The 12,748-nt window shown below is 62.7% G+C and carries 13 protein-coding genes; 9 read left to right on the forward strand and 4 right to left on the reverse strand.

Annotated elements, in window-relative coordinates; genetic code table 11:
* Positions 1-15 precede the first annotated feature (15 nt).
* From oxlT to AB6809_RS16750, 7 genes are all read left to right on the forward strand, one after another.
* Positions 16-1,311, forward strand: coding sequence for an oxalate/formate MFS antiporter (gene oxlT / locus AB6809_RS16720; protein WP_029969859.1), 1,296 nt, complete (start codon positions 16-18; stop codon positions 1,309-1,311).
* Positions 1,312-1,365: 54 nt separating this feature from the next.
* Positions 1,366-2,142 (forward strand): ABC transporter ATP-binding protein, encoded by a 777-nt coding sequence (locus tag AB6809_RS16725; RefSeq protein WP_029969858.1) that lies wholly within the window; start codon positions 1,366-1,368, stop codon positions 2,140-2,142.
* Entirely contained in the window at positions 2,139-2,843 is a 705-nt protein-coding gene (locus AB6809_RS16730; protein WP_371026878.1) for an ABC transporter permease, read from the forward strand. The genes AB6809_RS16725 and AB6809_RS16730 overlap by 4 nt, the downstream gene beginning before the upstream one ends.
* Positions 2,749-3,576: an ABC transporter substrate-binding protein gene (locus AB6809_RS16735; protein WP_371026884.1), complete on the forward strand. Its 828-nt coding sequence runs from the start codon at positions 2,749-2,751 to the stop codon at positions 3,574-3,576. Before AB6809_RS16730 ends, AB6809_RS16735 begins: the two co-directional genes overlap by 95 nt.
* Before the next feature lie 19 nt (positions 3,577-3,595).
* Positions 3,596-4,924: an amidase gene (locus AB6809_RS16740; protein WP_029969854.1), complete on the forward strand. Its 1,329-nt coding sequence runs from the start codon at positions 3,596-3,598 to the stop codon at positions 4,922-4,924.
* A gap of 123 nt (positions 4,925-5,047) precedes the next feature.
* Positions 5,048-5,629 carry a cytochrome c gene (locus AB6809_RS16745; RefSeq protein ID WP_310034531.1) on the forward strand — a complete coding sequence of 194 codons (582 nt, stop codon included), beginning with the start codon at positions 5,048-5,050 and terminating at the stop codon, positions 5,627-5,629.
* 24 nt (positions 5,630-5,653) lie between these two features.
* The gene (locus AB6809_RS16750; protein ID WP_371026879.1) at positions 5,654-5,884 is read left to right on the forward strand and encodes a hypothetical protein; all 231 of its coding nucleotides are present in this window, start codon (positions 5,654-5,656) and stop codon (positions 5,882-5,884) included.
* A 758-nt stretch (positions 5,885-6,642) separates the two neighbouring features.
* On the opposite strand, the gene AB6809_RS16755 is transcribed toward AB6809_RS16750, so the two are convergent.
* Both AB6809_RS16755 and AB6809_RS16760 read right to left on the reverse strand, forming a co-directional pair.
* On the reverse strand, positions 6,643-6,960 hold the full coding sequence (locus AB6809_RS16755) for a hypothetical protein (RefSeq protein WP_006048264.1): 318 nt from the start codon (positions 6,958-6,960) through the stop codon (positions 6,643-6,645).
* Positions 6,961-7,163: 203 nt separating this feature from the next.
* The gene (locus tag AB6809_RS16760; protein WP_029969848.1) at positions 7,164-8,078 is read right to left on the reverse strand and encodes a LysR family transcriptional regulator; all 915 of its coding nucleotides are present in this window, start codon (positions 8,076-8,078) and stop codon (positions 7,164-7,166) included.
* 96 nt (positions 8,079-8,174) lie between these two features.
* On the opposite strand from AB6809_RS16760, the gene AB6809_RS16765 reads away from it, so the two are divergent.
* Positions 8,175-8,933 (forward strand): SDR family oxidoreductase, encoded by a 759-nt coding sequence (locus tag AB6809_RS16765; protein WP_029969847.1) that lies wholly within the window; start codon positions 8,175-8,177, stop codon positions 8,931-8,933.
* A 141-nt stretch (positions 8,934-9,074) separates the two neighbouring features.
* Here the strand turns inward: AB6809_RS16765 and AB6809_RS16770 are convergent, their stop codons facing one another.
* On the reverse strand, positions 9,075-10,364 hold the full coding sequence (locus AB6809_RS16770; protein ID WP_006048260.1) for an MFS transporter: 1,290 nt from the start codon (positions 10,362-10,364) through the stop codon (positions 9,075-9,077).
* A 79-nt stretch (positions 10,365-10,443) separates the two neighbouring features.
* A complete protein-coding gene (locus AB6809_RS16775; protein ID WP_053858985.1) occupies positions 10,444-11,718 on the reverse strand; it encodes a glucarate dehydratase family protein in 1,275 nt (424 codons plus the stop codon).
* Positions 11,719-11,935: 217 nt separating this feature from the next.
* Between AB6809_RS16775 and AB6809_RS16780 the strand changes: the two genes are divergently transcribed.
* Entirely contained in the window at positions 11,936-12,640 is a 705-nt protein-coding gene (locus tag AB6809_RS16780; RefSeq protein ID WP_029969844.1) for a GntR family transcriptional regulator, read from the forward strand.
* Positions 12,641-12,748 lie beyond the last annotated feature (108 nt).

Here is a 12,748-nt window from a genome sequence, read left to right on the forward strand (position 1 = left end):
GTAACCGGAGTCACGATGAACACACGCTCTCAACCCATGACATCCGCGGAAATCGGGAACGTCTCGACGTCCGCCGCGCACAACCGCTGGCTACAGCTTGGACTCGGTCTCGTCTGCATGATGGCGATCTCGAGCCCGCAATACGTCTGGACGCTGATGACCAAACCGCTCGCCGCGAAGCTGGGCGTTGCGCTGCCCGAACTGCAAGTGACGTTCTCGCTGCTGATCATTCTGCAAACTTTCTTCTCGCCGTTCCAGGGCAAGCTGATCGACCGCTTCGGTCCGCGTGTGCTGATCTCCATCGGCACGGTCATGTCGGGTTTGAGCTGGGTGCTGGCTTCGCAGGTGCAAAGCGCGCCGATGCTTTACCTGACGTATGGCGTGGTCGGCGGATTGGGAACCGGCATCGTCTATGTCGGCGTCGTGGGTCTGATGGTGCGCTGGTTCCCGAAGCAGCGCGGCTTCGCGGCGGGCGCCGTGGCGGCCGGCTACGGCATGGGCGCGATCGTCACGACGTTTCCGATTGCGACGTCGTTGCAGGCTCGCGGCATCGACGCCACGTTGTGGATATTCGGCATTGCGTTCGCGCTGGTCGGCTTGCTGGCCTCGCAAGGATTGCGCGTGCCGCCTTCGCACGAAAGCGTCGCTGCGAGCGCAGCCGGCTCCGGCGTTTCGGTGGTGGCGAATCTGCGTCCGTCGCAAACGCTGAAGACGCCCGTCTTCTGGCTGATGTTCGCGATGATGACGATGATGTCCACCTCGGGCCTGATGGTCACCTCGCAAATGGCCACCTTCGCCGCCGACTTCGGCGTGACCCAGGTACTTGTATTCGGCATGGCGGCGCTGCCGCTCGCGCTGACCATCGACCGCTTCACGAACGGCCTCACGCGGCCGCTGTTCGGCTGGGTGTCCGACAAGCTGGGCCGCGAAAACACGATGTTCATCGCGTTCGCGCTCGAAGGCGTCGCGATGGCGCTGTGGCTTTTCACGCGCGATAACGCGGTGCTGTTCGTGCTGCTGTCGGGCGTGGTGTTCTTCGGCTGGGGCGAGATTTTTTCGCTGTTCCCGTCGACGCTGACCGACACCTTCGGCACCCGTCATGCCACCGAGAACTACGGCTGGCTGTACATCTCGCAGGGCATCGGCTCGATCTTCGGCGGGCCGCTCGCGGCACTGATGCATCAACACGCGGGAAGCTGGGTGCCGGTGTTCTCGACGGCGATCACGCTCGACATCGTGACCGCGCTGCTCGCGATTGCCGTGCTCAAACCGATGCGCCGCCGTTTTCTTGCCGCGCCGCAGGGTGTCTGACGCGACGGCCGCAGCTTCTGCCGACGCACCATGAATCGTGATCGAGGAGCATGCATGTCAGTTCAACTCGCGTTACGCAATATCCGTAAATCGTTTTCGAACAAACGGGGTTCGGTGGACGTACTCGGCGGTCTCACGTTCGACATCCACGAACGCGATTTCGTCAGCATCATCGGACCGTCGGGCTGCGGCAAGACGACGGTGTTCAATGTGATCGCCGGGCTGCTCGAGGCGGACAGCGGCGAGATCGTCTATCGCGGGCAAGCGGTGGACGGATTGCGCGGCAAGGTCGGCTACATGATGCAGCGTGACCTGTTGCTGCCGTGGCGCACGGTGTTGCAGAACGTGCTGATCGGCCCCGAGCTTTCCGGCATGCCGGCGGCCGAGGCGCATGAAATGGCGATGGAGTATCTCAACACCTATGGCCTTGCCGGCTTCGAGAACGCTTATCCGCGCATGTTGTCGGGCGGCATGCGCCAACGCGTGGCGTTGATCCGCACGTTGATCAACGATCCCGACATCATTCTGCTCGATGAGCCGTTCTCGGCGCTCGACTATCAAACGCGCCTGTATCTGGAGGGCGTGCTGATGGAAGCGGTCGAGACGTTCCACAAGACCGTGGTGCTGGTCACGCACGATATCGACGAAGCCGTCGCGTTGTCGAAGCGCGTCGTCGTGCTCGGCGGTCGGCCTTCGCAGGTGAAGAAGGTCTACGACATCGACATTGCCGCGCGTTCGCCGATCGGCGCGCGCAGCGATCCGAACTTCGCGGGCTATTTCCACGCGTTGTGCGGCGAACTGGACATCCAGACCGAGGTGAGGGCGGCATGACGCAATCCGTTTCCATCGATAAAAGCGCTGCGGCGCGGCGCGCGCCTCGCGCACGCGCGCGGCGGCTCGTGCTCGACAGCGGCTGGGGCCGCTCGCTGCTGCAACTCGCGGCGGTGGTCGCTTTCTTCGCGATCTGGGAAGGCGCGGCGCGCGTTGGCTGGGTCTCGAACTTTCTGGTCGGCTCGCCGGCGAAAATTTTCGACGCGCTGCTGCGCGACATCCGCTCTTATCAGTTGTTCGTCGATACCGGCTATACGCTCTTCGAAGCCATTCTTGGCTTCGTGTTCGGCACCGCGGTCGGCTCGGTGTGCGGGCTCGCGCTCTGGTACTCGCCATTCGTCGCGCGGCTGATCGAGCCGTTCATCGTCGCAATCAATAGCGTGCCGAAGATCGCGTTCGCGCCCATCGTGATCTTGTGGTTCGGCACCGGTCTGATATCGAAAGTCGCGCTGGCGATTTCGCTGACTGCGATCGTCGCGTTGATTGCGGCCTACGAGGCCGCCAAAGACGCCGATCCCGATCTGCAGGCGCTGCTCGTCCGCCGACAAGAAAGTGACGATTTCGCAGGCGTTCCAGTCGATGCTTTATCTGCCGCTCTATGTCGCGATCGACGGCGGCTTCTTCACGAAGGAAGGGCTCGACGTCACCAAGCAAACGGCGGGCAGCCCGAGCGCGGCGCTGTCGGCCGTGCTGTCGGGTAGCGCCGATTTCTCGCTGCACGGACCGGAGTGGACGGCGGTCGCCGCGGAGAAGGGCGCCGATGTCGACATCATCGCCAACGTCGTGAACGGCGCGGCGGTATGGATTGCCACCGCGCCCGGCGTCAAATTCGACAGCATCAAGGACGTGAAGGATCAGGTTGTCGTGTCCGGACAGATGCCGACCACCAGCACCTCTTTGTTCTTCAAGCTGCTGAAGGAAAACGGCATGTCGCAGAGCGACGTCAAGCTGATTCAGGTGCCGCTCGGTTCGGAGATTGGACCGCTCGTGGCCGGGCAGTCGAAGATCGCGGTGATGTATGAGCCGGGCCTCGACCAGGCCGTGGCAAAAGGCATGAAAGTCGTGCTCGGCTTTCCGAAGCTCTATGGCGAGTACGCGTTTTCGTCGATTTCGGCGAAGCGCGGCGTCGATCCCGATGCGGCCGCACGCTTCGTGAAGGGCCTGCAAAACGCGCTGCGCTACATGCAAAGCAATCCGGCGGAAACGCAGGCGATCGCGCGCAAGGAATTCCCGACGCTCGATGCGGCCGTGGTGGATGCGGCCGTCAAGCGCATGCTGACCGAAGGCGTGTATCCGAAGAGCGTCGACATCACGCCGAAAGCGCTGGCCGTTGCAATGGATACGCAAATCGCGCTCGGCAACCTGAAGCAGCAGCCGAAGTACGATACGTTCGTCGTCCACAGTTATATCCAGCCCGCGCTTGCCGCGAAATAAACAGCTTTTCGACGCTCTCATGACCCTATTCAATCAAGCACCGACCATCGGCGAAATACGCGCGGCGCTCGCCGCCGGTGACGCCACGCCTGCGCAATACGTTTCGGACGCTTACGAGGCCGCGCGACATTCGCAAGCGACGTTGCACGCGTTCTGTTATCTGCCCGACGCACCGCCGGATACGTTCGTCGATGCGACGGCGCCGCTTGCCGGCGTGCCGGTTGCGGTGAAGGATGTCATCGATACCGCCGACATGCCGACCGAATTCAACTCGGCGGCGTACAAGGGGCGGCGCCCCGAGCGCGATGCGCGGGTGGTGGCGCGCTTGCGGGCCGCCGGCGCGACGGTTATCGGCAAGACGGTGACGACCGAGTTCGCGTGGCGCCATCCGGGACCGACGGTTAATCCGTGGAATGGCGCGTTTACGCCGGGCGGATCGTCCAGCGGTTCGGCGGCGGCGGTGGCGGCCGGTATCGTGCCGCTCGCGCTCGGCACGCAGACGCAGGGCTCGGTGATCCGTCCGGCGGCTTATTGCGGCATCGTCGGATTCAAGCCTACGTATGGCACGATTGCGCGAACCGGGGTGTTGCCGCTGGCGTGGTCGCTCGATCACGTTGGACTGTTCGCGCGACGCGTCGCGGACGTGGCGTATGTGCTGAAGCTCGTCGCGGGCGTCGACGTCGCGGACCCGCACGCGTCGCATGTGGCCGCCGTCGCGCATAGCGCAGGCAAGCGGCGCATCGGCGTGTTGTCGAAGCAGGCAGGCGGCGCGATAGAGCCGGCGCAGCAAGCCGCGCTCGACGTGCTGGCGGCGCAACTCGCGCGCGACGGCGCGGAGATCGTCGCGGTGGATTTGCCGGAGGAAGTCTTCGCGACGCCCGCGTATGCGCTGCAACTGATGGCGGTGGAAGCCGCGATCACGCATGGCGAACTGGTCGAGCGCACGCCCGAACTCGTGAGTCCGGCGATGCGCGGTCTCGTCGATGAAGGGCGCAAGTTGCCGGCCACCACCTACGCGCGGATCAAGGCCGCGCAGATGCCGATGGCGCAGCGCTTTCATGCGTGGCTGACGCAAACCATGACGCTCGACGCGCTGCTGGTCGCGCCCGCTACCGGCGAGCCGCCGCGCGGGCTCGACTATACGGGCGATGCCTCGTTTTGCGCGCCGTGGACTTTCCTCGGCGTGCCCGCTGTGACGGTGCCGATGCGATTTGGGCCGTCGGGCTTGCCGCTCGGCGCGCAACTGGTGGGCGCCGCGCAGGACGACGCCGGCTTGCTGGCGTTGGCGGAGTGGGTCGAGGCGCGCACGGGTTGGGAAGACGCGGTGACGCAGCGGCGCAGTGTATGACGACGTGGAGTAATCGGGCCGGTCGCGCTGGTTTGATGACAAATCTGTAATACAGACGACGGCGTCCGGCAAGCAACGCTGCCGATAATGAGAGGTCTTCGAACCTTTATCGGCAGACACGTCATGCGTTTTCTTCATTCCACGCTTGCAAAGATTGTTGCCACCGCCGTCGGTCTGCTCGTGCTGATCGGCGGCGGCGCGTTTGCATTCGTCCGTTCAGGAATTTACGACGTATCGGCGAGTTCGAAAGACAATCCGTACCTGGCCGCGACGCTGCATGCGACCTACGAAGCGTCTCTGCACCGGCATGGGGGACGCGACATCGCACCTGGCGATCTACTGTCGCTCGAAAACGTTCGGGCCGGTGCGCGCATGTACGACGCCAACTGTGCGACCTGTCACGGCGCGCCGGACAGTCCGCTGAGCGCGGTGGGTCAAGGCATTCAGCCGGCCGCGCCCTCGCTGCTGGCTGCGCAACGCCGCAATAAGCCGGAGCTGATGTTCTGGGTCATCAAGCATGGCGTCAACATGACGGCGATGCCGTCGTTCGGGAAGACGCAGTCTGACCAGACGCTCTGGCAGGTGGCGGCGTTTATCTACGCCGAGCGCGGGGTATCCAAGGAACAGTATGACGGGATGGTGCAGGGCGTGCCGGGCACCGCCGCGCCGTCAGCCCGCATTGCGTCGGGCGCTCACGCTCAATAAGAGCCCCAAGTTAACGAACACGAGATGAAGCGCTTCCTGATCACGCTGCAATGCGTAGTGATCCTGACTGGTTGCGCGGCACAGGATATGAAGCATCCGGCGACGCGCGATCGGGTTACTCGCGGACAGATCGTCGATTACGACGGCAATGTCTGTCACGAACAAAACATGCACGTGAAAATGCCAGCGTGTTCTTTGCCTCATATGTCGACCACATGCTATTCAGATGGTCCGCGGCATCGGCTATGTGATTAACAGCAAGCGATGAATTTCCGCGGTGCTGCTGCACCGGTTACATCAGCGAGTACTATGGAAAGCGGAACTGGTAAACGGTCGTCGGCGGGCAGGCGCGGTTCATGCGCGGCATTCCTGATGAATACGCTGGCGATTGCTGTTCGATGGGAGACGTCGATGACTACGATACTTAAATCACGAGTGACGATGGGACTGCTCGTCGCGAGCTGCATGGCCGCTACGGCCACTGCGCACGCGGATGACCGCCTCTTGAAGCTGCTGCAACTGCAAACCTTGAATCGCACGGCCCCGACTGCTGCGCCAAACAAAAAGAACAATGCGGCCGATAACAGCACGCGCAAGGACGAAGGAGCGGACGGCCGATCGTCCCAACCACAGCCCTACAATCGCGGCTCGCAGAGTGGCAGTACACCGCCCAGGCGACCGTAACGGCTGCTGCCATTTTTACCGTCGCGGCATGATCGCTGGCAGGAGCGCCCGCTCAACCCGCCGTGAGTGTGAGTTCAGCGGTGCTCCCGACATAGTCATACTTATTGACGCTTCGAAGCCTCCTTCTTCAGCTTCTTCGCGTCTTTCTTTTCCTTCGGCGTCTTGGTAGCGACTTTCTTTTCCGTCTTTTTCGCGTCGTGGGCTTTGCTCATGATGACTTCCTTTTTTATGTAAGACTTTCACAGTGTTCGACTCGACGCGTGCAGATATGCAGGCATCTGTCGATTCACCAATTTAATTGCCACGCGCATTACCGGCGTGAGCCAGGATCAGTGCCTCGGGCCTTTCATTCCCTCCGCTTCCATAGCGGCATTGCGCTCCTCGCTTGCTTCAATCGGATCCATTGTCTCGTCGGAAAAGGTTGTCGCGCGTTCGGCGGCGGATCTCACTTCGTCCACCGTCGCACCGGCTTCTGTGTCTTCGTCTAACGGCGGCACAAGCATGTCTTTGAGTAGAAGCTCCAGCTCCGGCGTGTCCCACGGCTCGCCTCGCCGGCTTTTCGTCTTTATATAGTGCCTGACTTCTGCGTCCTGCTCGGGAGTCAATGGGAGACCGCGAAAGGTGCCTCGAGAGGTAGAGTCGTCCATTGCGCTGCTCCCGGAATTCAGTACCTCAAGTGTAGTCCTGTTGGCTTCGGAAATCGCGAACTATTGGTCAGGCGGAGCTATATCAGCACGATATCGTACTGTTCAGTTTTAGATGCTACCTGCGCATGTCCGCAATATCTCGGGCGATATGGCGAGCCCGATTCGGTCGCCGCGTTCGCGGTTCATCGAACCATCAACTACATTCATGCGCGCTCGCATTCGGACTTGACGAAGTCGACGAACGCGCGCAGCGGCGCGGGCAGGTAGCGGCGTCCCGGATAGTAAAGATAGGGCCCGGGAAAGCGCAACCACCACGGCTCCAACACCGGTTCGAGGGCGCCGCTTTCAAAGTGCGGACGGAGCCAGTCGTCGAATAACTGCACGATGCCGTTGCCCGCGAGCGCGACGTCGACCGACAGTTCCGCGGAGCTCCCCGTGCGCACGATCAACGGCCCCTGCGGCTCGATCCGCACGGTTTTGCCGTCGCGTTCGAAGAGCCATTCGGCTATTGCGCCGCTAGAGAAGCGGTGCCGCAGACAGGCATGCCGCACAAGATCGTCGGGATGTTCGGGCCGTCCGTGCCGTGCCAGATACGCCGGTGAGGCGCCGAGCGCCATGCGCTGCTCGCGCGGGCCGATAGGCACCGCGATCATGTCCTGCTGGAGGCTTTCACCGTACCGGATGCCCGCGTCGCAGCCTGCGGACAACAGATCGACGAAGCTGTCGTCAGCGACGACTTCCAGTTCGATCTCCGGATACATCGACAGAAACGCCGGCAGTATCCGCGGCAGGATGAGCCGCGCGGCGACCACCGGTACGTTCAGCTTGAGCTTGCCGAACGGCTTGTCGCGGAATTGATTGACCACGTCGAGCGCCGCTTCCAGTCCGTCGAGTGCGGGCTTGAGCTGCGACAGCAGGCGCGTGCCCGCTTCAGTCGCAGCGACGCTGCGCGTCGTGCGATGCAGCAGCCGCACGCCGGTGCGCGTTTCGAGGCGGCGCACCGCTTCGCTGACGGCGGACGGACTGCTGCCGATTGCGCGTGCAGCGTCGCGGAAACCGCCAGCTTCTATCACGGCGACGAACGCCGTCAAATCCTTGATGTTCGGTGCAATGGTCATTGTTCGTCTATTCCGCACAGCCCGTGCGGTGTGCGCAGGCTTATCGTCCGGCATGCCGGTCATTACGATCGACGCATGTTCAATGGAGGAATCGCCATGCCAGCAAGTAAGATCGCAATCGTCACCGGCGGCAGCCGGGGTCTAGGCCGCAACACAGTGCTGAGGCTCGCGGAGCGCGGCATCGACACTGTCTTCACGTATCACGTGAATCGCGCGGCCGCCGACGAAGTGCTCGCCAAAGCCCGCGCCACAGGGAGCAGATCGGCGGCCTTAAAGCTCGATACCGGCGACGCCAGTGCGTTCGATGCATTCGTCACGACGCTGCGCGACACGCTGAGGGAATGGGGCGCCGACCGCTTCGACTACCTCGTCAACAATGCAGGGAACTCGCATCATAACCGCATCGAAAACACGACTGAAGCCGAGCTGGACGCACTCTACAACATCCACTTCAAGGGCGTGTTCTTTCTGACGCAGAAGCTGCTGCCGCTGATTCGCGATGGAGGCAGAATCGTCAACGTTTCGAGCGGACTCACGCGCATCATCGTACCGGAGAGCGGGCCTTACGGTTCGATGAAGGCCGCCGTCGAAACGCTGACCAGGTATCTGGCGAAGGAACTCGGGCCGCGCCGCATCGCGGTCAATGTGGTCGCGCCGGGCGCTGTCGAGACGGATTTCAGCGGCGGCATCGTGCGTGACAACCCGGAGATGAACCGGCGCATCGGGGAGATGACCGCGCTCGGCCGCCCCGGCGTGCCCGACGACATCGGCCCGATGATTGCCTCGCTCCTGTCGGAGGACAATCGCTGGATCAACGCTCAACGCATCGAGGTGTCAGGCGGGCTCGCGATCTGACGCTGCCATTCATTCACTCATTCATTCAGGCGACGGCGCGCACGCTCGATATGCGCGCCGCTTGCCGACCAGTCACGAAATGGAACCAGTGCGGGAATCGGCACGCCGCACAGGCTCCGCAGTTTTACTGCAAAGGGTTTTTCAATCGCGCAATTTCACCGGCGCCATGCGTGGCATGAGCAGATGGATGATGCCGAGCGCGACCAGATAGGCCGATGCGCCAACCGCGAAGAGCGCCCAATACTGGCCGGTGCGCTGCAGCGTCTCGCCGATCACGCCCGAGTAGAAGAACGAGCCGACCATGCCCGCGACGCCGCCGATGCCGACCACCGTGCCCACCAGGCGGCGCGGGAACACATCACCTACCAGCGTGACGAGGTTCGCCGACCATCCCTGGTGCGCCGCGGCGGCCAGACCCACTGCGAAGACCGCGTACCAAAGGCTTTGGAAATGTGAGAGGGTGGCAATCGGCACGACGCACACCGCGCAGATTCCCATCGAGATCTTGCGCGCAAAGTTGGGCTTGTTATATCGCGCCATCAGGTGCGACGAGAGCCACCCGCCGGCCACGCTGCCGACCGACGCCATCGTGTAGATCGCGATCAGCGGCAAGCCCAGATTGCGGATGTCGATGTGCCTCGATTCATTGAGCCACTTGGGCAGCCAGAACAGATAAAACCACCACACGGGATCGGTCAGCAGCTTGCCGACGATAAAAGCCCACGTCTCCCGATACTTCAGCACGGAAAGCCAACTGACCGATTGTTCGACGGCTTCGTCGCGGTCCGAATTGATGTAATCGAGTTCGCTCTTCGACACCGACGGATGCTGCGCAGGCTGCCGGTACACGAACAGCCACACCGCGAGCCAGATGAAACCCGTGGCGCCGCCCGCGATGAAGGTCGCACGCCAGCCCCACATGACCGCCGCGATCGGCACGAAAGCCGGCGCGACGATTCCGCCGATGGTGGCGCCCATGTTCCAGAGGCCCGTCGCCAACGCGCGTTCTTTCTTCGGAAACCACGTGGCCGTGGTGCGGATCGCGACCGGAAAGTTGGCCGCTTCGCCAAAACCGAGCAGACCTCGCACAGCCGCAAAGCCCGGTACGCTCGACGCCACCGCGTGCAGCATTGCGGCGAGACTCCACATTGCCATTGCGCTGCCGTACACGGCCTTCGTGCTGAAGCGGTCCGCGATCCGGCCAAAAATCGCGAGGCCGACCGCATAGGCGACAGTGAACACCATGACCGTCTGCGCATACTGAACCTGATTCCAGCCGATGTCCTTCTGCAGCAGCGGCGCGAGCAGGCCGAGCATCTGACGATCCATGTAGTTGATCGTCGTCGCAAAGAAGATCAGCGCGCAGATCGTCCATCTATAGCGGCCGACCGCGCTTTGCGCGCCGGCGGCTTGGGCTTCCATTATTTTCATTGTGTCTCCGGAGATTTTGAGGATGGTTGCGCCGGCGCGCGGTCGGGAAAGCCGCTTAACGCGCGGTGCGAACGGTCCTTTAAAAGCGCGGGTTCTTGCCGCTAAAGGCCGGGTCGTACTTTCGCATCTGCGCCAGGTCGTCGCGATTGCGCACGCCGCACGATAGGTACTGCGCGTGCAACTCCGCGAGCCGCTCGCGGTCGAGTTCGACGCCAAGGCCCGGCGTGTCCGGTATGCGGACCGTGCCGTTATCGAACTTCACGCGGCCGCCCTTGATGACTTCTTCTTCCTGCCACGGATAGTGCGTATCGCACGCGTAGGTCAGGTTCGGGATGCTGGCGGCGACATGCGTCATCGCCATCAGGCTGATGCCGAGATGCGAGTTCGAGTGCATCGACATGCCGAGATCCCACAGCTTGCACATGCGCGCGAGCGTCTGTGTTGCGCGCAGCCCGCCCCAGTAGTGATGGTCCGACAGCAGCACCTTGACCGAGCCCATTTCGGCGCCGCGCCGGAAATCTTCCATGGTCGTGATCACCATGTTGGTCGCGAGCGGCAGGCGCGTGTGCCTGGCGAGTTCCGCCATGCCGGCGAGGCCGGGGCACGGATCTTCGTAATACTCGAGCAGGTCGTCGAGTTCAGGCGCGGCCGCGATGCTCGTTTCCAGCGTCCAGTTCGCATTCGGGTCGAGCCGCAGCGGCATGCCGGGGAACGCGTCGTGTAGCGCGCGCATGCATGCTATTTCGTGCTTCGGCTCGAATACGCCGCCCTTCAGCTTGATGCTCTGAAAACCGTACAGGCCGATCATGCGGCGCGCCTGCGCGACGATCTGCTCCGGGCTCAGGCCTTCGCCCCAGGCGTCGGGCGCATAGGGTTTATCGACGTGCTCCGCGTACTTGAAAAAGAGGTAGGCGCTGTAGGGAACGGCATCGCGAACCTTGCCTCCCAGCAGATCCACGACCGGCGCGCCGACAATCTGCCCTTGCAGGTCGAGCATGGCGACTTCGAGCGCGCTGATTACTTTGGGCGCGTTTTTCGCCGAATGGGAGCCGGGCGCCAGTTCGAACTCAACCGCGCCGGGACTCGCCTTGATCGCGCCTCGCACGCGTTCTTCCATGCGGTTCAGGTCGAACGGCGAGAGGCCGGTCACGAGCGCCCTGGCCTCTTCGAGCACGCGCAGCATGGGCTCGTCGCCGTAAGTTTCGGAGATGCCGACGCGGCCGTCGCTCGTTTCCAGTTCCAGAATGGCGCGCAACGCCCAAGGTTCGTGAATCCCGGCGGCGTTCAGCAGCGGGCCGTCGCGAAAGGCGATCGGAGTGATTCGAACCTGCGTGATGGTGATGTCGCGAGTCATGGCGTGAAGGTCTTCAATGAAGAAAGCGAACAAGGTGACGCGATGGTAAAGCACTAATGTATTAGTGCGTCAGTAGGGTAACTACTCAGGCGCGGCCGGCGCGGCAACGCGCCGAGGCCTTACTGGAAGGGGCGGGCGTCGGCTATAGTACTAATGTCTTAGCCAGTGTCCTTTGCCGGCTGCGCCCGCTTTCCCGCTTTTAGCGCTTCGGTTTGCCATGAAAAACAACGCCAGCTCTTCCGTGGTGACCCGGCTCGACCGGTCCCGCCATGCCGCGCCGCAAGTATTCGAACGACTGCGCGAAATGATTCTTTCACTCGAACTGACACCGGGCACGGTGCTCTCGCGCGCTGAGCTCGCAAATCGCTATGGTTTGAGCCAGACGCCGGTGCGCGACGCGCTGATGAAGCTCGGTGAAGAAGGCCTCGTCGACATCTTTCCCCAGCACGCGACCGTCGTCAGTCAGATCAACGTGAGCTCCGCGTTGCAGGCGCATTTCCTGCGCCGTTCGATAGAACTGGAAGTGGTGCGGACCCTCGCCGAGCAGCACGATGCCGCGCTTATCGCGGAGTTGCGCGCCACCATCGCGAGGCAAACCGAACTACTGGACCTGAACAACTACGAGCGCTTCGCGTTGTTCGACCAGACGTTTCATCGTCAGATGTACGAGGCCGCGGGCGTGCCGCAGTTGTGGGACCTGGTGCGCAGGCTGAGCGGCCATATCGACCGGTTGCGTCGTTTGCATTTGCCCGTCGAGGGCAAGACGATGGCGGTGGTGCAGGAGCACACAGAAATTGTCGATGCTATCGAACGCGGCGACGCGACCGCCGCGCAGGCGGCGCTGCGCGGGCATCTGTCGGGAACCCTGCATCAGATCGAGCAGATTCGCACCAGTCATCCGGACTTTCTGACCGACGATTGAAACGCGGCACAGTGTGTCTGTGTGAAGGCTCGCGAGCGGGCAGCCTTGCTGGAACTGCTGCGCTGGCCGCAGTGCGCGCAGTTTTTCGATGTCTGCGCGGAACGCCTC

This window comes from Paraburkholderia sp. RCC_158 (assembly GCF_041355255.1).
In the GTDB taxonomy this organism is placed as follows: Bacteria; Pseudomonadota; Gammaproteobacteria; order Burkholderiales; family Burkholderiaceae; genus Paraburkholderia; species Paraburkholderia graminis.

Coding starts and splice junctions, on each gene's coding strand:
- AB6809_RS16745 (WP_310034531.1), top strand. CDS start 5,048: ATGCGTTTTCTTCATTCCACGCTTGCAAAGATTGTTGCCACCGCCGTC.
- AB6809_RS16730 (WP_371026878.1), top strand. CDS start 2,139: ATGACGCAATCCGTTTCCATCGATAAAAGCGCTGCGGCGCGGCGCGCG.
- AB6809_RS16770 (WP_006048260.1), bottom strand. CDS start 10,364: ATGAAAATAATGGAAGCCCAAGCCGCCGGCGCGCAAAGCGCGGTCGGC.
- AB6809_RS16760 (WP_029969848.1), bottom strand. CDS start 8,078: ATGACCATTGCACCGAACATCAAGGATTTGACGGCGTTCGTCGCCGTG.
- AB6809_RS16780 (WP_029969844.1), top strand. CDS start 11,936: ATGAAAAACAACGCCAGCTCTTCCGTGGTGACCCGGCTCGACCGGTCC.
- oxlT (WP_029969859.1), top strand. CDS start 16: ATGAACACACGCTCTCAACCCATGACATCCGCGGAAATCGGGAACGTC.
- AB6809_RS16750 (WP_371026879.1), top strand. CDS start 5,654: ATGAAGCGCTTCCTGATCACGCTGCAATGCGTAGTGATCCTGACTGGT.
- AB6809_RS16755 (WP_006048264.1), bottom strand. CDS start 6,960: ATGGACGACTCTACCTCTCGAGGCACCTTTCGCGGTCTCCCATTGACT.
- AB6809_RS16775 (WP_053858985.1), bottom strand. CDS start 11,718: ATGACTCGCGACATCACCATCACGCAGGTTCGAATCACTCCGATCGCC.
- AB6809_RS16725 (WP_029969858.1), top strand. CDS start 1,366: ATGTCAGTTCAACTCGCGTTACGCAATATCCGTAAATCGTTTTCGAAC.
- AB6809_RS16765 (WP_029969847.1), top strand. CDS start 8,175: ATGCCAGCAAGTAAGATCGCAATCGTCACCGGCGGCAGCCGGGGTCTA.
- AB6809_RS16740 (WP_029969854.1), top strand. CDS start 3,596: ATGACCCTATTCAATCAAGCACCGACCATCGGCGAAATACGCGCGGCG.